At 43.8% G+C, this 20,082-nt stretch carries 17 protein-coding genes; 9 read left to right on the plus strand and 8 right to left on the minus strand.

Annotated elements, in window-relative coordinates; all coding sequences use genetic code 11:
* Window positions 1–90: 90 nt before the first annotated feature.
* The gene (gene uxaC / locus DW121_RS10650) at window positions 91–1,497 is read right to left on the minus strand and encodes a glucuronate isomerase (protein WP_117710217.1); all 1,407 of its coding nucleotides are present in this window, start codon (window positions 1,495–1,497) and stop codon (window positions 91–93) included.
* 232 nt (window positions 1,498–1,729) lie between these two features.
* Here uxaC and DW121_RS10655 point away from each other — a divergent pair, with 232 nt between their 5' ends.
* The 4 genes from DW121_RS10655 (at window position 1,730) to DW121_RS10670 (ending at window position 5,676) form a co-directional block, all read left to right on the plus strand.
* On the plus strand, window positions 1,730–2,791 hold the full coding sequence (locus tag DW121_RS10655; RefSeq protein WP_117710216.1) for a substrate-binding domain-containing protein: 1,062 nt from the start codon (window positions 1,730–1,732) through the stop codon (window positions 2,789–2,791).
* Between the two features lie 61 nt (window positions 2,792–2,852).
* The gene (locus tag DW121_RS10660; protein ID WP_118323740.1) at window positions 2,853–4,331 is read left to right on the plus strand and encodes a tagaturonate reductase; all 1,479 of its coding nucleotides are present in this window, start codon (window positions 2,853–2,855) and stop codon (window positions 4,329–4,331) included.
* Between the two features lie 162 nt (window positions 4,332–4,493).
* Entirely contained in the window at window positions 4,494–4,928 is a 435-nt protein-coding gene (locus tag DW121_RS10665; RefSeq protein WP_117710214.1) for a DUF6078 family protein, read from the plus strand.
* Between the two features lie 295 nt (window positions 4,929–5,223).
* A complete protein-coding gene (locus DW121_RS10670) occupies window positions 5,224–5,676 on the plus strand; it encodes a hypothetical protein (RefSeq protein ID WP_117710213.1) in 453 nt (150 codons plus the stop codon).
* Here the strand turns inward: DW121_RS10670 and DW121_RS10675 are convergent.
* On the minus strand, window positions 5,654–6,175 hold the full coding sequence (locus DW121_RS10675) for an FHA domain-containing protein (RefSeq protein WP_118323741.1): 522 nt from the start codon (window positions 6,173–6,175) through the stop codon (window positions 5,654–5,656). The two genes, DW121_RS10670 and DW121_RS10675, sit on opposite strands and share 23 nt — an antisense overlap.
* 47 nt (window positions 6,176–6,222) lie before the next feature.
* The gene (locus DW121_RS10680) at window positions 6,223–7,311 is read right to left on the minus strand and encodes an SPOR domain-containing protein (RefSeq protein WP_118323742.1); all 1,089 of its coding nucleotides are present in this window, start codon (window positions 7,309–7,311) and stop codon (window positions 6,223–6,225) included.
* A 243-nt stretch (window positions 7,312–7,554) separates the two neighbouring features.
* Between DW121_RS10680 and DW121_RS10685 the strand changes: the two genes are divergently transcribed.
* The 4 genes from DW121_RS10685 to DW121_RS10700 are packed head-to-tail and all read left to right on the plus strand — an operon-like array spanning window position 7,555 to window position 11,662.
* A complete protein-coding gene (locus DW121_RS10685) occupies window positions 7,555–8,988 on the plus strand; it encodes a capsule assembly Wzi family protein (RefSeq protein WP_118323743.1) in 1,434 nt (477 codons plus the stop codon).
* 4 nt (window positions 8,989–8,992) lie between these two features.
* Window positions 8,993–9,541, plus strand: coding sequence for a dTDP-4-dehydrorhamnose 3,5-epimerase (rfbC, locus tag DW121_RS10690; RefSeq protein ID WP_117710209.1), 549 nt, complete (start codon window positions 8,993–8,995; stop codon window positions 9,539–9,541).
* A 3-nt stretch (window positions 9,542–9,544) separates the two neighbouring features.
* Window positions 9,545–10,858 (plus strand): UDP-glucose dehydrogenase family protein, encoded by a 1,314-nt coding sequence (locus tag DW121_RS10695; protein ID WP_117710208.1) that lies wholly within the window; start codon window positions 9,545–9,547, stop codon window positions 10,856–10,858.
* 15 nt (window positions 10,859–10,873) lie between these two features.
* The gene (locus DW121_RS10700) at window positions 10,874–11,662 is read left to right on the plus strand and encodes a DUF4738 domain-containing protein (protein WP_118323744.1); all 789 of its coding nucleotides are present in this window, start codon (window positions 10,874–10,876) and stop codon (window positions 11,660–11,662) included.
* A 12-nt stretch (window positions 11,663–11,674) separates the two neighbouring features.
* Here DW121_RS10700 and DW121_RS10705 read toward each other — a convergent pair whose 3' ends face one another.
* Both DW121_RS10705 and serB read right to left on the minus strand, forming a co-directional pair.
* Window positions 11,675–12,970, minus strand: a complete 1,296-nt coding sequence (locus DW121_RS10705; protein WP_118323745.1) for a DEAD/DEAH box helicase — start codon at window positions 12,968–12,970, stop codon at window positions 11,675–11,677.
* Window positions 12,971–13,085: 115 nt separating this feature from the next.
* The gene (gene serB, locus DW121_RS10710) at window positions 13,086–14,315 is read right to left on the minus strand and encodes a phosphoserine phosphatase SerB (protein ID WP_117710205.1); all 1,230 of its coding nucleotides are present in this window, start codon (window positions 14,313–14,315) and stop codon (window positions 13,086–13,088) included.
* A 278-nt stretch (window positions 14,316–14,593) separates the two neighbouring features.
* On the opposite strand from serB, the gene DW121_RS10720 reads away from it, so the two are divergent.
* Window positions 14,594–15,097, plus strand: a complete 504-nt coding sequence (locus tag DW121_RS10720; RefSeq protein WP_118323746.1) for a thioredoxin-like domain-containing protein — start codon at window positions 14,594–14,596, stop codon at window positions 15,095–15,097.
* A gap of 222 nt (window positions 15,098–15,319) precedes the next feature.
* On the opposite strand, the gene DW121_RS10725 is transcribed toward DW121_RS10720, so the two are convergent.
* The 3 genes from DW121_RS10725 to lon are packed head-to-tail and all read right to left on the minus strand — an operon-like array spanning window position 15,320 to window position 20,066.
* Window positions 15,320–16,462, minus strand: coding sequence for an LptF/LptG family permease (locus tag DW121_RS10725; protein ID WP_117710203.1), 1,143 nt, complete (start codon window positions 16,460–16,462; stop codon window positions 15,320–15,322).
* Entirely contained in the window at window positions 16,459–17,589 is a 1,131-nt protein-coding gene (gene tgt / locus DW121_RS10730) for a tRNA guanosine(34) transglycosylase Tgt (RefSeq protein ID WP_117710202.1), read from the minus strand. Before tgt ends, DW121_RS10725 begins: the two co-directional genes overlap by 4 nt.
* Window positions 17,590–17,594: 5 nt before the next feature.
* Window positions 17,595–20,066, minus strand: a complete 2,472-nt coding sequence (gene lon / locus DW121_RS10735) for an endopeptidase La (protein WP_118323747.1) — start codon at window positions 20,064–20,066, stop codon at window positions 17,595–17,597.
* Between the last annotated feature and the right edge of the window lie 16 nt (window positions 20,067–20,082).

Consider the following 20,082-nt stretch of genomic DNA (forward strand, 5'->3'; position numbering starts at 1 on the left):
TGATTTTAGCAGTATGAATGAAAAGCCCTTCCATACTTGATACTTTACTGCAAGCATGGAAGGGCTGATTTAGAATATCTCTTCCTTGTCTTAGAACTGGAAGAACTTCTTAGCGTTGTAATAACTGATATCTTCAATCATCTGATTAACGCGTTCCATTTCAGAAACAGGAATTTCACCGTTTTCTACATCACGACCTACGAGATTACACAACGTACGACGGAAATATTCGTGGCGCGGATAGGACAGGAAGGAACGTGAATCTGTCAGCATACCGACAAAACGGCTCAGCAAACCAAGTACGGAAAGGGCATTCATCTGTTTCTCCATACCGTCTTTCTGGTCGAGGAACCACCAGCCGGAACCGAACTGAATCTTGCCGGCAATCGTACCGTCCTGGAAGTTACCCAGCATAGTAGCGATTACTTCATTGGCGCACGGATTCAGGTTGTACAGAATAGTCTTGGTCAGTTTGCCTTCCGAATTCAGTCGGTCGAGGAATTTAGCCATTGCTTTGGCTGTAGTAAACTCGCCGATAGAATCGAAGCCGGTGTCAGGACCGAGCAACTTGAACATCTTGCTATTATTGTTACGGATAGCTCCATAATGGAATTGCTGTGTCCAACCTTTTTCCCAATCCATTTCACCGAACGCAACCAGCATAGCCGACTTGAACTTCAGGATTTCTTCCTTAGTCAGCTCTGCACCGCCGTACACCTTATTAAAGATTGCTTTGATTTCCGCATCCGTATAGTCTTCCGCATAGAACTCTTCGATACCGTGGTCGGACAGCTTACATCCCTGAGCGGCAAAGAAGTCGTGACGTTTACGCAAAGCTGTAATCATATCATCGAAAGTAGAGATGGTTACACCGCTTACTTCCGCCAACTTCTCTACATATGCGCGAAAATCTGCAGGAACTTCCACCGCCATAGCCTTGTCGGGACGCCAAGTAGGCAACATCTTAACTTCAAAACCGCTTTCACGGGTCTTGATGTGATATTCCAGTGAGTCAACAGGATCGTCCGTAGTGCAGACCGCTTCTACATGATAACGGCGCATCATACCGCGAGCCGAATATTCCGGCTGTTTCAGCTTCTCGTTACATTCGTCGTAGATTTCACGTGCAGTTTTAGGATTCAAAATCTTATCAATACCGAATGCTGTCTTCAACTCCAAATGCGTCCAGTGATACAAAGGATTACGGAAAGTATAGGGTACGGTCTCCGCCCATTTTTCAAACTTTTCCCAATCGGTGGTGTCCTTACCGGTGCAGAAACGCTCGTCCACACCATTGGTACGCATAGCACGCCATTTGTAGTGGTCGCCACCCAACCAGATTTCCGTCAGTGATTTGAACCGGTAATCGTCTGCTACCATTTGTGGAATTAAGTGACAGTGATAATCGATAATCGGCATTTTAGCCGCATGTTCGTGGTACAACTTCTGTGCGGTTTCTGTCTGCAACAGGAAGTTTTCGTCCATAAAGTTTTTCATCTTCTTGTGTTTTAAGTATCTAAAAAAATTACTTTCCTATTATTACACCTATATAGTATTGATTGTAAAGCTAATAGGCTTGATAAGGCTTTTTACTTTTATTAACCGTTATCGAACACAAAAGTAGAAATTTTACTTGGAGAAACAAAATAATTCGTATCTTTGCGGCAAATAATTTATAATATTTAAGTTTTGAACGTAGGACCTTTAAACGCCTTAGGGTAGGGAGAATATGGAAAACAAGAATTATACGATAAAAGACATTGCACGCATGGCGGGTGTATCTGCCGGAACTGTAGACCGCGTGCTCCATAACCGGGGCGATGTATCCCGCGCGAGTAGAGAAAAGGTCCAGAAGGTTCTTGATGAAATAGATTATCATCCTAACATGTTTGCCATAGGACTGGCTGCCAAAAAGCGTTATCATATAGTTTGCATTATACCTTATTATATAGAGCATGATTATTGGCACTCCGTAGCGCAAGGCATAGACCGTGCCGCACAGGAATTGCGTCCGTTCAACGTCGGGATAGATTACCTGTATTACAACCATGCGGATAAAACTTCTTATGAAAAAGCATGTGCACAGCTTCAAACCGAGCCTGTTGACGCGGTGTTGATTGCTCCGAACTTTCAGGACGACACTTTGAAACTGACATCCTATCTGGAAAACAAAAAGATTCCTTATGCCTTCATCGACTTCAACATGGAAGAAACCCATGCATTATGCTATATCGGTCAGAATTCAAAAATCAGCGGATATATTGCTGCCAAAATATTGATGCGTCGTTATCAAGAAGGGCAAGAAATCGTACTTTTCCTGAATAATCAAAAGAACAGTCCGGCTGAGGTGCAAATGCAACGCCGTCTGGAGGGTTTTATGCAATATCTTGCAACCGAGCACGATAATCTGACTATACACGATATCATTCTTCACAAGGAAAATAATAACTCCAATGAGGAATTATTAGACACTTTCTTTGCAGAACATCCCAAAGCGGTCTTAGGAGCCGTATTCAACTCCCGCGTATATCAGGTAGCAAGCTATCTGCAAAAGAAGAAACAAAAAATGAATGCGCTGGTAGGTTATGACTTACTTCAAAAGAATGTGGAATATTTGAAAAGCGGCGAAGTAAATTACCTTATCGGGCAGCGACCGGGACTGCAAGGTTATTGCGGTGTCAAGGCATTATGCAATCACATCGTGTTCAAGAAGCCGGTTACGGCTGTAAAGTATATGCCTATTGACATCCTTATGAAAGAGAACATAGACTTTTACTTTGAGTTTGAATAGTCCCCAAACACCATAAATTATAAATCATAATCCATAACTTATTATTAAAATCATTTTTAAGATGAAAGCATTAAACAAACAGACGGCTCCCAAGTCCGTTGCTCCCGAGCGAATCATTCAATTCGGTGAAGGTAACTTCCTTCGTGCATTTGTAGACTGGATTGTTTACAACATGAATCAGAAGACCGACTTCAACAGCAGTGTTGTAGTGGTTCAGCCCATAGAAAGAGGTATGGCAGAATGGCTGAATGGTCAGGATTGTCTCTACCACGTCAATCTGCAAGGCCGCCTGAACGGTGAAGCTGTCAATAGTCTGACGCGTATCGACTGCATCAGCCGCGCATTGAATCCATACTCTCAGAATGCAGCCTTCATGGCGCTTGCCGACCAGCCCGAAATACGTTTCGTAATATCCAATACAACGGAAGCCGGCATCGCCTTCGACCCGAATTGCAAGTTCAGCGACGCTCCCGCATCTTCCTATCCGGGCAAGCTGACCCAATTATTATATCGTCGTTTCAAGACTTTCAAGGGCGACAAGAACAAAGGTCTTATCATCATGCCTTGCGAATTAATCTTCCTGAACGGACACCATTTGAAAGAATGTATCTACCAATACATCGAACTGTGGAAAGACGACTTCGGTGCAGATTATGAGAAGTTCAAGACTTGGTTTACAAAGTATTGTTATGTATGCGCCACTTTGGTAGACCGCATCGTTCCGGGCTTCCCGCGTAAGGAGATTGCGCAGATTCAGAAGAAAATCTGTTATGCCGACAACTTGGTTGTACAGGCCGAAATCTTCCATCTGTGGGTTATCGAAGCTGCCGAGAACCTCTCTCTCCGCCAGTTGGCAGAAGAATTCCCTGCAAACAAGGCAGGACTGAATGTGCTCTTTGTGAAGTCTGAGGCTCCGTACCACGAAAGAAAGGTTACCCTGCTGAACGGTCCTCACACCGTACTTTCTCCGGTGGCTTACCTTAGCGGCGTAAACATCGTACGCGACGCTTGCAACCACCCTGTTATAGGCAAGTATGTCCGCAAAGTACAGTTTGACGAATTGATGCAGACACTGAACCTGCCTATCGAAGAACTGAAGAAGTTCGCAGCCGATGTATTGGAACGCTTTGACAACCCCTACGTAGAGCATCAGGTGACCAGCATCATGCTGAACTCCTTCCCGAAATATCAAACCCGCGACCTGCCGGGCTTAAAGACTTACTTGGAACGCAAAGGCGAACTTCCGAAGGGACTGGTGCTTGGCCTTGCCGCCATCATCACCTATTATAAGGGTGGTGTGCGTGCCGACGGTGCGGAAATCACTCCGAACGACGCTCCCGAAATCATGCAACTGCTGAAAGACCTTTGGGCAACAGGCGACACCCGCAAGGTAGCGGAAGGCGTATTGGCTGCCAAAGACCTTATCTGGGGCGAGCACGGAGATTTGAATACCATTCCGGGCTTGACGGATATGGTTACCGGCTTCTTGAACTCCATTCAGGAAAAGGGTATGCTGGAAACGGTAAAAGGCATTCTCTAAACAAGGACCGATATTATGAAAAGAAACAGGGTAAGACTGCGGTTTTACCCTGTTTTTTTATGCCTGCCACACTGAATATAACAGTACCTATGTGATGCCTAACCGATATTTTTCATGTACCTTTACCGGACAATACATATTCATTAAAATCCGAACAAAAGAATGGAAAGCAACACCGACTTCAACAAACAAGTAGCCCAATACACATTGTGTTTCAACGACCAATGCCCAAAAGCCGAAAACTGCCTGCGACACAGTATGACACAATACAATACAGCGGAAAACATCCGACTGTCCGTTATCAATCCCCTCTGTTATCCGGAAGCGGGAAAAGAGTGCCCGCATTTTCGTACAAACAAGAAAATACGAGTGGCATGGGGCTTCAAGAATCTTTATGATGATATGCCCGCACGTATTGCCCGCGCTGTCCATCTCAATCTGGAAGCCATTTTCAGCCATTCTCCCTATTACCGGTACCGTAATCAGAAGTTGGGACTCACCCCGAAGCAGCAGGAGTGCATCCGCCAAGTATGCAGGAAGCATGGTTGGAAAGAGGAAGTTGTTTTCGACCGATACACCGAAGAATACGACTGGTAGGCATTCCCGCCGGAATCCCCCTACGGAACCGTCGATTTTCTCCCGTATGATAGTTCAATTTCCGTCGGTTGGTACAAGGAATACCAACCGATGGTACGTCTTGTACCTTACTATGGTACACGTCGTACCACAGTAAGGTACAGACCGTACCACGCTGAGGTACGGGACGTACCAAAGGAGGAAACTTTTTGGTACATACATATATCTGATAAACAGCAAGGTACACAATGCGATTTGCGAACATATTTTTCCTATATTTGTTCCCTATATCAGCAGAACAACCCAAAATAGAAATATGAAATACGGAGTAAACAGAAAAGTATTGCTTGTCACCGCCGGAGTCGTATGGATTGCCGCCGGAGCCAATATCCTTAGGATAGGGATAGTAACGTGGCTGACGGATTCACAATATTGGTTGTTCAAGATAGGCGAGGCCACGGTTGTGTTTCTTCTGTTCTTTTTGCTGGTATTCAAGAAGCTCTATTACAAACATACCAAACGTATCGAACAAAAAAAGAAAGAGAAGAACTGTCCTTTCTCTTTCTTTGATGTAAAAGGTTGGATTGTAATGGTCTTTATGATAACGTTCGGCATTACGATGCGCTCGTTCCATTGGTTGCCGGACGCATTTATTTCGGTCTTTTATACCGGGCTTTCACTTGCACTTATCTTTACCGGAGTATTGTTTATACGCTATTGGTGGGTAAACCGAGAAGGCAACTTATTTACTCTGCCGTCCGAAGAATAAAGGTAGTGGCGCCGATAGTCACAATAGCCCCGTCCTCAATGCGGACGCGGTCTTTATCTCCCAAAATCTCATTATTCAGAAAAGTACCTGTCAGGCTCGGGGCATCACGCAACGTGTAAATAAATTTGCCTTGCTTATTACGCTTTACATTAATCACACAATGATTGCGGTCCATGCTCATATCCGAAGTTTCTATCGGAACATTGATAACAGTCCCTACACAACGACGGCCAATCTTATTATCTCCCTCTTGCAAGGGCAGTACTTGCTTAAAGCCAAAAACGTTCTCAATGACTGTAATACTACCGAAAGCCTCTTTATATTCAGTCTCATCCGGATTCTCTTCTTTCTGCGGAGCTTTCATTTTCGTTTTGCCCAAACGTATGCTGAATTGCTTCTTGCAGTTCTCGCATACAAACACCAAGGACTGACCTTCGGTGTATTTTGTTTCATCAAAAGTCAGATAGTTCTCACATTTGGGGCAGCGGATACGTTTCATTGGATAGATTGGATAGTTGATTATTAATAGTTCATCACGGAGAAAAGTTATCTTTTCAGCACCCAGGCATTCTGAAATGCTTCATCCTGACGAATCTTATTTAAAGCGCGATAGGCTTCTTTCTCTGTGGCGCATGACTGAATGCTGACACGCATCTTGCCGTCACCGATAATTGCTTTAGCACCTGTATGTCCTTTGACGACCAGCTGTTGTGCCATGGCATTGGCATCTTTTTCGGTGCCTACGCTGGCTATGATGATGTGGTAAGGCGTCCTTGCGGGCTGAGCGGCAGGAATAGCGGTTGCAGTCTCTGTATCAGGCTGAATAGGAGCGACCGGCTGCCGGCTAACCTTTATCTCTTTTACGGCAACAGGAACTGTGACTTTCTTGCTTGCGGACTGCGGCAAGTTAGTCCGGGCGGCTTCTACCTTCTTGTCTCCGGCTTTGGGATGGACAACAATCGGAGTTATAACCAGCGATTGTTTTTCTATCTGCTCGAATAACTCGCCGGGGAGCAACTGCGCATAGTTGGCTTTCACCACTTCCGTATTCTCTATGGGCGTGGAAAGGAAGAAGAACAGAGCCACAATGGCAATCATGGCAACTGCATTCGTCAGATAAGAGGGATTGATACGAATCTCGTACTTACGCTTCTTTTCTTCCCTGACAACCGGTACGAAAGGAATAACCTTGTCCTCATAAGGCTTGCTTATGGCAGCCAGTTCCTGCATCTCAAAACTATCGAGACCATATAAGTAAGGAGTAGTAATCTTATTATCGTATGGAACAAAATCATATGTATCATGAATGGAATAGCGTAACTCGCCGACATTCGGCAAGTCTACCTTCCCGTCTTCGTGGAGCAGAGCCAGTAACTCTTCCACCGATTTGTCCACAATCTTGGTAGCATCGGAAAAGTCCGTACCGTACACAGCCATATAGGATTGCACCAGCAGCCCGTCATTCATCTTCAACTGCGGATTGAAACCGATGATACGGGTAGGGGGTAAAAATGTATTTTCCTCCACAGCTCTCATTGCCGGAGTATAGTGAGCAACAAATCCTCCCAAGTCCGGAACAATGACACAATCATTCTCCAATAACAATACTTCTATATGTTGTGCTAATTCAATCATGCTACAAAAGTAGCGGTTTTATCGGAGATACACCACTTTCGCCGCGTTTTTCTTATTAACAACTTATAAACACAGCAAACTTTGGAAACTCCTTTATCGGCTATGGCTGATATATTAGATTTTTTTCCTACTTTTGCAGCGTTTTCTACGTCTCCTTTAATTAAGACTATAAACTATATTATATATTTTGAAATGAACACGGATTACTGTCAGCACTTAACCAGATATAGACTATCCACTATCATGCGTATCCCTATCTGTTTATTGGCTTTTATTTTTATAGGAAGCAACATGGCAACCGCACAGGTTTCTCCTTTCGTTGAATACGGAGCCACCGTACATACAGGAGATTACACTCCTCTGTGGCAAGTGAGCAACCAGCAAGGGCTCGGCTCCATTTATGACAATACTTATGTACGGGGCGGAGTAGGCTACAAGCACCAGCTGGGCAAGTGGAAATTTGAGGAAAAGCTGGATATGGTAGCAGCTGTCGGGATGAATTTTAAAGGCGATAAGGATATATTCATCCAACAGGCATATATAGATGTACGCTACAAATGGTTGGGACTTTTTGCCGGAAGTCGTGAGAAAGGCGCTCCATTGCTGAACAATGCTTTAAGCAGTGGCGACATGACATGGTCGGGCAATGCAAGACCCATTCCCCAAATAATGGCAGGCATCCCCGAATACCTTTACATACTTCCGCGCCTTGCCATAAAAGGCGAAATCTCTTACGGCTGGTTCACTGACAATAAGTATCAGGAACGTAAAGTAGGGGCGGGATATTGGTATACGAAAGACATCAAATATCATCACAAAGAAGGATTTATCCGTGTGGGAGTACCTAACGGAAAGTGGCAGTTTGACATCGGCATGACGCTTGATACGCAATTTGGCGGACATATGATGAATGCAGACGGCAGCAGCACCGATTTAGGAAACACACTGAAAGATTATTTCAGAGTATTTATTCCGGGTTCCGCCGGTGAGGACAAACCCGGCAATGACAGTCAGTTCTATCAAGGCAACTTCTTGGGCAGCGAACAAATAAGACTGACTCACCGTGCCGACAAATTCTCAATCAGCGCATATTTGTGCAACCACTTTGACGACTTCTCTGCTATGGGTAAGCAAAACGGCTGGGATGGTCTGTGGGGAATTGAAATGAGTTTCAATAATTTCAAGCCTATCAATGCAGTGGTCTTTGAATATTTGCAGACTACCAACATGAGTGGTCCGCTGCATGGCCTGCACGAACCCGAGGAAGGTCCTGTGCACAAAACAGGAGGAAGCGACAATTATTACAATAACGGCCTTTATCCGGGCTGGGCACATTGGGGTATGATGATAGCCAATCCTTTGATTGCCTCACCTATTTATAATGAGGACGGATATATGGCTTTCAAATATAACCGTGTAAAAGCGTTGCACATCGGCTGGAGCGGACAGATAAGTCCGGAATGGAGCTATATTGCCAAGATGAGCCATAACAGGACGTGGGGAGCTCCGGGTGCTCCTACACTGGATATTTTGGAGAACTTTTCAGCATACGCCTCGTTCTCTTATTCTCCCGAAAGATGGAAAGGCTGGAACTTTAACGCATCTCTCGCCTTGGATATGGGAGAGATATATGGAGATAATTTTGGTTTTCAATTAAAGATACATAAATCATTCTAAAGCAATGAACTACATACAAACAGAAATTGACGGTGTATGGGTTATTGAACCGAAAGTGTTCAATGACGCACGCGGCTACTTTATGGAAGCGTTTAAGGAAGAAGAATTCCGTACCCATATCGGTGATGTACACTTTGTACAGGACAACGAATCAAAATCTTCTTTCGGTGTATTGCGCGGGTTGCATTATCAGAAAGGTGAGTACAGCCAGGCTAAATTAGTACGTGTCATTAAAGGTAAGGTATTGGACGTTGCGGTTGATTTACGCAAATCTTCTCCTACATTCGGCAAATATGTCAGTGTGGAATTGAGCGAAGACAACAAACGGCAATTCTTCATACCCCGTGGCTTTGCCCACGGTTTCTTGGTATTGAGCGAAGAGGCTATCTTTACCTATAAAGTAGATAACGGCTATGCCCCGCAAGCGGAAGCGTCTGTTCGTTTCAATGACGAAACCGTAGGCATTGATTGGCCGGTTGCTGAATCGCAGCTCTTATTGTCGGAGAAAGACGGTCATGCCGTATCGTTCAAAGATGCGGAATATTTTGAATAAGATATGAAAATAGCCATTGTCGGTACAGGGTATGTCGGTTTAGTAACCGGTACTTGTTTTGCGGAAATCGGTGTCAATGTAATTTGCGTTGATACAAACAGCGAAAAAATAGAAGCGTTGAAACAGGGAATTATTCCAATCTATGAAAACGGACTGGAAGAAATGGTAAACCGAAACGCAAAAGCAGGACGTCTGCAATTCACCACTTCTTTGGAAAGTTGCTTGAATGAGGTAGATGTCATATTTAGCGCTGTGGGAACTCCACCCGATGAAGATGGCAGCGCCGATTTGAGTTATGTACTTGAAGTGGCACGTACCATTGGGCGCAATATGGAAAAATATGTACTGGTAGTAACCAAGAGTACCGTTCCGGTGGGAACCGCCAGGAAAGTACGTGCAACTATTCAGGAAGAACTGGATAAGCGGGGAGTGCAAATGGAGTTCGATGTTGCATCCAATCCCGAATTTTTGAAAGAGGGCAATGCTGTGGCAGACTTCATGAGTCCCGACCGAGTTGTAGTAGGAGTTGAATCCGAACGTGCAAAGAAGCTAATGAGCAAACTCTACAAACCGTTCTTGCTGAACAACTTCCGTGTTATCTTCATGGATATTCCTTCCGCCGAAATGACAAAATACGCGGCTAACTCCATGCTCGCCACCCGTATCAGCTTCATGAACGATATTGCCAATCTGTGCGAATTGGTAGGGGCTGACGTCAATATGGTGCGCAGCGGTATCGGTTCCGATACGCGTATCGGTCGCAAATTCCTTTATCCGGGCATTGGATATGGCGGTTCATGCTTTCCAAAAGATGTAAAGGCATTAATCAAGACTGCCGAACAGAGTGGCTATCAGATGCGCGTACTCCAAGCAGTAGAGGAAGTGAATGAGAAACAGAAAAGTATATTGTTCGAAAAGCTGCAACGGCACTTCAATGGCGACTTGAACGATAAGACGATTGCCTTATGGGGATTGGCGTTCAAACCGGAAACTGACGATATGCGCGAAGCACCTTCCTTAATTCTGATAAATAAGTTGTTGAATGCAGGCTGTAAAGTACGTGCGTACGATCCGGCTGCCATGACGGAATGCCGCCGCAGAATAGGTGACAGTGTTTACTATGCTACTGATATGTACGATGCTGCACTGGATGCAGATGCTTTGATGCTGGTAACGGAATGGAAAGAATTTCGCTTGCCGTCATGGGCTGTCATCAAAAAGACAATGAAAACCCCGGTGTTGCTGGATGGTCGTAATATCTACGAAAAGAAAGAAATAGAAGAACTTGGATTTACCTATCGCTGTATCGGTAAATAAAGGAGGAAGATAGACATGAAAAGACTCGTAATAGAGTTATGTTGCGTCATAGCGTTGGCTGCATGTGGTAATAGTAAGGAACAAAAAATGGCAGAAGAGGACTCTACGGCCAAAGCCATGCTTCAAGGAGTTTGGATAGATGACGAAACCGAACTGCCTCTGATGCGGATAGAAGGAGACACCATATACTATGCCGACCCTCAAAATATCCCCGTATCATTTAAGATTATACGCGATACTATATATGTGTATGGCAGTAATACCATAGCCTACAAAATCGACAGGCAGAGTGAATACAGTTTCTGGTTCCACTCATTGGCAGATGAGATTGTGAAACTACATAAATCTGAAAACCTTGAGGACATACTTGCTTTTGATAATAAGGAAGTGGAAGTAATACCCACTACGGAAGTTGTGAAGAAGGATAGTGTAGTGACGTATAAAGGTACACGTTATCGGGGATATGTATACATCAACCCCTCAAAGATGAAAGTTATCCGTTCATCTTACTCAGAGGGGGGAATTAGTGTGGATAATGTTTACTATGACAATGTTATACATATCTGCGTATATGAGGGTAAGCGGATGTTGTACGGTAAAGACATTACCAAAAAGATGTTTGCCGATATCTTTCCTGAAGAGATTCTAACCCAAATGATTCTTGCCGATATGAATTTTATGGGAGTAAACAATAAGGGCTACCAATATCAGGCAACCTTACGCGTACCGGAAAGTTCTGTATATAGCCTGGCAAATATAACAATCGGATTCGATAACCGACTGAACATAAAAAAAGCGGAATAAATTCCGCTTTTTTTATTCTTGTTTCTTTGCTTGAGGAGTCCGTTTATCTTCTCTTCGTCTATTATCATTCCGATTGCCACTTTTACTGTTTCTGTTGTTTCCATTATTCCGGCGTCCGCTGCCTTTGTAATTATGCTTGCGTCCGTCGTTGAAACGCGGTTTGTATTCAGGAGCTTCTCCCAACTCCTCCGGCACAGGTATTTTATAGATTTCTTTTTCCAAGAAGTTCTCTATACTCTTGAAATTAGTCTGTTCCTTTTCATTGACAAAAGTAAGAGCGACGCCATCATTATTGGCACGTGCCGTACGTCCGATGCGATGCACATAATCTTCACTGTCATGTGGTACATCATAATTGATAACCAAACGAATATCATCGATATCAATACCGCGTGCCACAATATCGGTGGCTACCAGAATATTGATTCGTCCGGCTTTAAACTCATACATTACCTCCTCACGCTGCGCCTGTTCAAGATCCGAATGCATCTCTCCAACATTCAGATTCATCTGTTTTAGCGCTTTAGTAACCTCTTTTACTTTCAATTTGGAAGATGCAAAGATAATGACACGTTCGGGGGTCTGCTCTGAAAAAAGGTTACGGATAATACCCAGCTTTTGGTTCTCATAACATACATATGCAGCCTGTACTATCTTTTCGGCAGGTTTGGAAACTGCGAGCTTCACCTCTGCGGGATTATTTAGAATGCTCTTTGCCAACTGTTGTATCTTCGCCGGCATTGTAGCCGAGAACATAATGGTCTGATGTTCCTTAGGCAAAAATTTCACAATCTGCATAATGTCATCATAGAATCCCATGTCCAGCATACGGTCTGCTTCGTCCAGAATGAAGTAGGAGACACGTGAAAGGTCTACATATCCCAGACTGAGATGCGCTATCAGACGTCCCGGAGTGGCGATTACTACATCTGCGCCCAAAGTCAAACCTCTTTTCTGCTGCTCGAAGAGCACTCCGTCATTACCGCCGTATACAGCCACACTGCTCACCGGCATGAAATAGGAGAACCCCTCCATTTGCTGGTCTATCTGTTGCGCCAGTTCCCGTGTAGGGGCCATTACTATACAGTTGATGGAATCCTCGGGATGCCCGCCTTCAGAAAGTCTGTTTAATATGGGCAACAGATACGCGGCAGTTTTTCCGGTTCCGGTTTGTGCAACAGCTATCAAGTCCCGGCCTTCGAGTATAACTGGTATTGATTCTTCTTGTATGGGGGTGCACTCGTCAAAACGCATTGCATCCAGTGCTTCAAGCACGTTGTCGTTTAATTTTAGTTCAGAAAACTTCATGTATTTCTTTTATTTGTTACAAAGATAATGCAAACAGAAAGTAGAACAAAATAAAGCTCGCTTAAAAAATAAGCTCCTATGATAATTAATTATCGCAGAAGCTTATGAATTAATTTTATCGCGGAATATCTATATAAGAATCTTTGAATCCCAGAAAATAAAGCACTCCGTCCAAACCGATAGTATTAATGGACTGCTTGGCGTTCGCCACAACCTTAGGCTTGGCATGGAAAGCAATACCCAATCCAGCTATACCCAACATCGGTAAGTCATTTGCTCCGTCACCCACCGCAATGGTCTGTGCAATATCTACTTTCTCAACTTGTGCTATCAGGCGCAACAGCTCCGCTTTACGCTTGCCGTCCACTACATCACCGAGATAACGCCCGGTCAGTTTACCATTTTCTATTTCCAGTTCATTGGCATATACATAGTCTATACCGTATTTCTGTTGAAGATAATGCCCGAAATATGTGAAACCGCCTGAAAGAATGGCAATCTTGTAGCCATATTTTTTTAAGACATACATCAAGCGGTCAACACCTTCCGTAATAGGCAGTTTTTCAGCAATCTCTTGCATTACAGATTCATCCAAGCCTTTCAATAACGCCACCCGTTCGCGGAAACTCTCCGTAAAGTCTATTTCTCCCCGCATGGCACGTTCCGTAATAGCCTTAACCTGTTCTCCAACTCCCGCACGCAGTGCCAATTCATCAATAACCTCAGTCTCTATTAATGTAGAGTCCATATCAAAACAAATAAGGCGGCGCATACGGCGATACATATTGTCCAGCTGAAATGAGAAGTCCATTTCCAGTTCGCTTGCCAACTTCATCAGCTGCTCCTGCATGGCAATACGGTCTTTGGGAGTACCGCGCACAGAAAACTCAATACAAGCGCGTGTCTTTGTATCACACTCATCCAATGGAATACGCCCCGTAAGGCGCTTGATGGCATCAATATTCATACCTTGTTCTGCCAGAATACGGGTAACTGCGGAAATCTGACGGGCAGACAACTTACGTCCGAGCAAAGTAAGAATATAGCGGTTCTTGCCCTGCATGCTCACCCAGTTTTCATATTCTTTCGCTGTAATAGGATAGAAACGAATGGTCACACCTAAAGACGATGCCTTGAAAAGCAATTCTTTCATTATAAATCCGGAATGCTGTTCCTCTGTTTTACATAGAATGCCCAGTGACAAAGTATTATGAATGTCAGCCTGCCCGATGTCGAGAATGGTTGCATCATACTTGGCAAGAATTTCTGTAACCGACGCCGTCAGTCCCGGACGGTCTTCACCTGTTACGCGGATAAGAATAAGTTCTGTACTTAATGGTTGCATAAGAGTTGTCTATTAATAGAATAACAAGCTACAAAAGTAAGGAAAATTCTCGCCTTTTATGCTAAATAACATAAAAAAGTGCATTAAAAAAGTGAGAAATTTGCTTGTTTATTTGGAAGTTACTTTAAGAATTACTTACCTTTGCACCCGATTTCAGAATTAAAGGCTTTGAGTATCAATGAATTCCTCTCATTGCAAGGTCTGAGAAGATGACGTTCCGGGAAGAAATCACTGCCAGAAAGGACAGTCCCGGATAGTATTAACCAAAATCGTGTTACATGAAATATGTAAAATGGATTTTTGTTGTATTACTAATTGGTTCCTTGACTTCTTTTGTAGAAAAAGACAAACCGACCGGCGGTTTGAATGTGGGTGACATAGCCCCGGATTTTAAAATCCAATCTATGTCTGCCGAGCAATCGTTAGCTGAACTTTCAGACATGAAAGGCAAATATGTATTGCTTAGCTTTTGGGCAAGTTATGACGCGCACTCCCGGATGCAAAACGCAAGTTTGAGCAATGTGCTCCGTTCCGCTTCCCGCAATGAAAATGTGGAAATGGTTTCCGTCTCATTCGATGAGTATCAATCTATTTTTAAGGAAACCGTTCGTAAGGACCAAATAGTTACGCCCACTTGTTTCGTGGAAACTAAAGGCGAGTCCTCCGGCTTATTTAAAAAATATCGTTTAGGCCGCGGATTTACTAACTATTTATTAGATGAAAATGGTGTGATTATTGCCAAAAACATCTCTGCTGCAGAGCTTTCAGCTTACTTGAATTAAGCGCTTCAGTGCACATGGCAACGAAGGGATTAAAGAACCTGTAAGAAGAAAGTGGGGATTCTTCTGATAAACAGACGGTCTACCCGCCTGACAGAAAGAAGAACAAAACAAAAGAGGAAAATGAATACAACAAAAAAGCCGTCCCGCACTTGTGGAAACACAAGAGCGGGACGGCTTCTTATTTTTTATAATCTTTTATTTCAGCGGCATTTTTCCTGTTGTTTATTTCGGTGCTTTCTTATACAGATAGAATGCTATGACAGCATAAAGCAAGTTCGGTATCCATACCGCAATAAAAGGCGGCACATTACCATTCACCGCAAATGTAGAGGCTATCGTTTGAAACAGAATGTATGAGAAACTTAATCCCAGGCCTATACCCAAATGCAATCCCATACCGCCTTTTGTCTTTTTCGAAGAAAGTGATACACCAATCAGCGTCAGAATGAATGAAGCAAAAGACATGGCAATACGTTTATGGTATTCTATTTCAAACTCTTTGATGTTGGCAAAACCACGCTGCCGCTGCCTGTCTATGTACTCGCTCAGCTGAGGACTGGTAAGCATTTCCTGCTGGTTCTTCATGATGAGGAAATCGGCAGGCTCCATAAAAAGTACGGTGTCCATTTTCTCTCCTTTGACGATACTTTCACGCATACCGTCCATTTCACGAATCATATAGTCTTTCACTTTCCATTTATGCACTGCCGCCGTATCGTACGTAATACTGCGTGCGGTAAGATGAGACACCAGCTGCTTGTCCTTGAACTTATCAAGTGAAAAGCGATATCCCGTCTTGCTGTAATCCTCAAAACGCTCTATATAAGCAATTACTCCCGAATCTACTTCCAACTGAATATTACGGGCTGTGGTAGATTTACGTGGTTTATAGTATTTATCCTCAAAGTTAAGTCGCGTAACGCTGCCCTTAGGTATTACGTACGAGCCGAGACAGAAAGTCGTTACCGCAATAATAGCCGCCGACACCATATAAGGACGCAACATACGCTTAAAACTCATTCCCGTAGAAAACATTGCGATAATCTCCGAATTCTCTGCCAGTTTGGAAGTGAAGAAGATTACTGCAATAAATACGAACAGCGGACTGAACAGATTGGCAAAGTAGGGGATGAAGTTCATGTAGTAATCGAAAATAATAGCATTCCATGGTGCTTCATGAGACATAAAGCGGTCCATTTTTTCATTAAAGTCGAATACTACGGCAATAGAGATTATCAGGGCTATGGCAAACACATATGTTCCAAGGAACTTCTTGATGATGTACCAGTCCAGCCGCTTGAGGAATTTGTTTTTTCCAACAGGCAGTTTTATGTTTTTCAATATCTTCCAGCCAATCTTTCTCATAATCTTGTCGATACACGTTGTACCATCATCGGCTTCCATGTAGAGAAATCACCGGCGATAATATGCTTGCGAGCTTCACCGGCAAGCCAAAGGTAAAACGCCAAATTATGAATGGAAGCAATCTGCATGGCCAGCAACTCCTGTGCGTGGAACAGATGGCGCAGGTAGGCTTTACTATATAATGTATCTACATAAGACGCGCCATCGGTTTCAATAGGAGAGAAGTCGGTTTCCCATTTCTTGTTACGCATATTGATGATACCGTCTTTGGTGAACAGCATGCCGTTACGTCCATTGCGTGTAGGCATCACGCAATCGAACATATCAACTCCGCGCTCGATGCCTTCCAGTATATTTACAGGCGTACCTACACCCATCAGATAACGGGGTTTGTCTTTCGGAAGAATCTCATTCACCAACTCTATCATTTCGTACATCTTCTCCGTAGGTTCGCCCACAGCCAGACCGCCGATTGCATTGCCCTCGGCTCCTTTAGAAGCTATAAACTCTGCCGACCGTTTACGAAGGTCAGGATAGATACACCCCTGTACGATAGGGAAAAGTGCCTGATGATAACCGTACTTGGGTTCTGTTTCATTGAATCGCGTAATACAACGGTCCAGCCAACGGTGCGTCATTTCCATCGACTTCTTGGCATAGGCATATTCCGCATCGCCCGGAGTACATTCATCAAATGCCATCATGATGTCTGCTCCAATAGTACGTTCAATGTCCATTACCTTTTCCGGAGTGAAGATGTGCTTGCTTCCGTCAATATGCGAACGGAACTCTGCGCCTTCTTCGCGCAGTTTGCGAATACCTGCCAATGAAAAGACTTGGAAACCGCCGCTATCGGTCAGCATCGGACGATCAAAACCATTGAACTTATGCAACCCGCCGGCCTTCTCGATAACATCCAATCCCGGACGCAAATAAAGATGATAAGTATTTCCTAATATAATCTGCGCTTTTATATCTTCCTTCAATTCCGTTAAATGCACGCCTTTTACGGTTCCCAACGTACCTACCGGCATAAAGATAGGAGTCTCAATCTGCCCGTGGTCAGTGGTAATCAAACCTGCACGCGCATTCGTCTTACTGTCTGTATACTGTAACTCAAATGTCATTCTTCTTACTTTTCTATCTTTTCTTTTTTAACGGACAAGTCAATGGCATCAGCTACCTTTTCGTCAGTCAGCGCAATGGCAAACACTTCTTTTACGTCTTTCACATAGTGGAAAGTGAGTCCCTTCAAATAAAGTTCTTGTATCTCTTCAATATTCTTGCGGTTCTCGTCACTCAAGATAATCTCTTTGATTCCGGCACGTTTCGCGGCCAAAATCTTTTCTTTGATACCACCGACAGGAAGTACCTTTCCGCGAAGCGTAATTTCCCCTGTCATGGCAAGATTAGCTTTTACCTTTCGTTGTGTAAGTGCAGATGCCAGCGCAGTAGCCATGGTTATACCTGCCGACGGACCGTCTTTGGGGATAGCTCCTTCGGGAACATGAATATGAATATTCCAGTTATCAAAGATTTCTTCATCAAGATTCAGTAACGAAGCATGGGCCTTAATATATTCCAGCGCCAACATAGCCGACTCTTTCATTACATCGCCCAAGTTTCCTGTCAGCGTCAGGCGACCGCCCTTACCACGACTGAGACTGGTTTCAACAAAAAGTATTTCACCGCCGACGGCTGTCCATGCCAAGCCTGTCACCACACCGGCATATTCATTACCCTGATATTTGTCGCGTGTATATTCGGGAGCTCCCAGAAAATCGTACAAATCTCCCGGCTTAATCTCAGTTTTTGCAAAGTAACCATCAGTAGCATATTGACGAGCCGATTTACGAAGAATCTTTCCAATCTTCTTTTCCAATTCACGTACACCGCTTTCACGAGTATAGGATTCTATGATGGTTTCTAACGTATTCTTGGGAAGCTTGATATCATTCTTCTTCATACCGTTTGCTTCCAACTCTTTTGGAACCAAATGGCGACGGGCAATCTCTATCTTTTCTTCTGTGATATAACCGCTTACTTCAATCAACTCCATACGGTCAAGTAGTGGTCCGGGAATCGTATTCAAGTTATTCGCAGTAGCTATGAACATTACTTTCGACAAATCATAGTCTACATCCAGGAAGTTATCATGGAATGTAGTGTTCTGCTCCGGATCGAGTACTTCGAGGAGGGCAGAAGAGGGGTCACCCTGACGGTCAGCACTCACCTTGTCTATCTCATCCAGTATAAATACAGGATTGGAAGAACCGGCTTTAATCAAACTCTTGATGATACGTCCCGGCATTGCCCCTATGTAGGTTTTGCGATGTCCGCGTATTTCGGCTTCATCGTGCACACCACCCAAAGACATACGGATATACTTCCGTTTCAACGCAGCGGCAATGGAACGCCCCAAAGAGGTTTTACCCACACCCGGAGGACCGTATAAACAGATAATAGGCGACTTCATATCTCCCTTCAACTTCAATACGGCGAGATGTTCCAGAATACGCTCTTTAACCTTCTCCAAGCCATAATGATCTTTATTCAATGTCTTTTCGGCATTAGTCAAGTTCAGATTATCCGTCGTATAAATTCCCCATGGCAGACTCATCATGGTTTGCAGATAATTCAATTGCACACTATAATCAGGCGATTGCGGATGCATACGTTCCAATTTATCGACTTCTTTCAGGAATGTATTTTTCACTTCTCCATTCCATTTTATAGTCTCTGCCTTTTTACGCATTTCTTCCAGTTCCTGCTCTTGATTGCCTCCACCCAGTTCATCCTGAATTGTCTTAATCTGCTGTTGCAAGAAGTATTCGCGTTGCTGTTGGTCGATGTCCTCGCGGGCACGCATCTGGATTGACTCTTTTATTTCAGCAAGCTGAACTTCACGATTCAGAATTTCGAGTAAACGATACGTACGGGCACGCAATGCATCAATACGCAGCAACTCAATCTTCTCATCTTTCTTCAACGGCAGGTTAGTACAGATAAAGTCCACCAAGAACATTGGATTACTAATGTTTTTGATAGCAAAGGCTGAATCCTGCGGAAACATTTCGGAAGATTTGATATAGCGCACGGTCAAATCTTTACATGCTTCTACCAATGCTTGAAACTCCTTGTCATCTTTAGCCGGAATCTCCTCATTAAGAGTGCTGACACGTCCTTTTAAATATGGACTCGTCTCTGTTATTTCCTTTAATTCAATACGTTTGGAGCCTTGCAGGATAACTGTAGTTGTCTGATCCGGCATTTCCAGCACACGAACAATTTTGGCAACCGTACCGATTGTATGCAAGTCTTCAAATAAAGGAGTTTCCGTATCAGCTACTTTCTGACATACTACAGCTATATATGCACCTTTCTTTTCTGCTTCGCGCACTAATTTCAAGGAAGATTTTCTTCCGACAGACACCGGCATAAACACACCCGGAAACAAAACCATGTTCCGAAGAGGTAATACCGGCAGGATTTCATCAACCTCAATATCCATCAATTGTTCTTCATTCCCCTCAAAATCAGCAATTACAGAAAAACCATTTTCATTCCTATCTTCGATATCACTAAAGTAATTTCTTTTCTTCATCTCATTCTTTTTAGTT

This window comes from Bacteroides sp. AM10-21B (genome assembly GCF_003472565.1).
Classification (GTDB): Bacteria; Bacteroidota; Bacteroidia; order Bacteroidales; family Bacteroidaceae; genus Bacteroides; species Bacteroides propionicigenes.

Bases quoted from the DNA above. Each gene is read 5' to 3' on its own strand.
- uxaC (WP_117710217.1), bottom strand. From the start codon at position 1,497: ATGAAAAACTTTATGGACGAAAACTTCCTGTTGCAGACAGAAACCGCA.
- DW121_RS10655 (WP_117710216.1), top strand. From the start codon at position 1,730: ATGGAAAACAAGAATTATACGATAAAAGACATTGCACGCATGGCGGGT.
- DW121_RS10660 (WP_118323740.1), top strand. From the start codon at position 2,853: ATGAAAGCATTAAACAAACAGACGGCTCCCAAGTCCGTTGCTCCCGAG.
- DW121_RS10665 (WP_117710214.1), top strand. From the start codon at position 4,494: ATGGAAAGCAACACCGACTTCAACAAACAAGTAGCCCAATACACATTG.
- DW121_RS10670 (WP_117710213.1), top strand. From the start codon at position 5,224: ATGAAATACGGAGTAAACAGAAAAGTATTGCTTGTCACCGCCGGAGTC.
- DW121_RS10675 (WP_118323741.1), bottom strand. From the start codon at position 6,175: ATGAAACGTATCCGCTGCCCCAAATGTGAGAACTATCTGACTTTTGAT.
- DW121_RS10680 (WP_118323742.1), bottom strand. From the start codon at position 7,311: ATGATTGAATTAGCACAACATATAGAAGTATTGTTATTGGAGAATGAT.
- DW121_RS10685 (WP_118323743.1), top strand. From the start codon at position 7,555: ATGCGTATCCCTATCTGTTTATTGGCTTTTATTTTTATAGGAAGCAAC.
- rfbC (WP_117710209.1), top strand. From the start codon at position 8,993: ATGAACTACATACAAACAGAAATTGACGGTGTATGGGTTATTGAACCG.
- DW121_RS10695 (WP_117710208.1), top strand. From the start codon at position 9,545: ATGAAAATAGCCATTGTCGGTACAGGGTATGTCGGTTTAGTAACCGGT.
- DW121_RS10700 (WP_118323744.1), top strand. From the start codon at position 10,874: ATGAAAAGACTCGTAATAGAGTTATGTTGCGTCATAGCGTTGGCTGCA.
- DW121_RS10705 (WP_118323745.1), bottom strand. From the start codon at position 12,970: ATGAAGTTTTCTGAACTAAAATTAAACGACAACGTGCTTGAAGCACTG.
- serB (WP_117710205.1), bottom strand. From the start codon at position 14,315: ATGCAACCATTAAGTACAGAACTTATTCTTATCCGCGTAACAGGTGAA.
- DW121_RS10720 (WP_118323746.1), top strand. From the start codon at position 14,594: ATGAAATATGTAAAATGGATTTTTGTTGTATTACTAATTGGTTCCTTG.
- DW121_RS10725 (WP_117710203.1), bottom strand. From the start codon at position 16,462: ATGAGAAAGATTGGCTGGAAGATATTGAAAAACATAAAACTGCCTGTT.
- tgt (WP_117710202.1), bottom strand. From the start codon at position 17,589: ATGACATTTGAGTTACAGTATACAGACAGTAAGACGAATGCGCGTGCA.
- lon (WP_118323747.1), bottom strand. From the start codon at position 20,066: ATGAAGAAAAGAAATTACTTTAGTGATATCGAAGATAGGAATGAAAAT.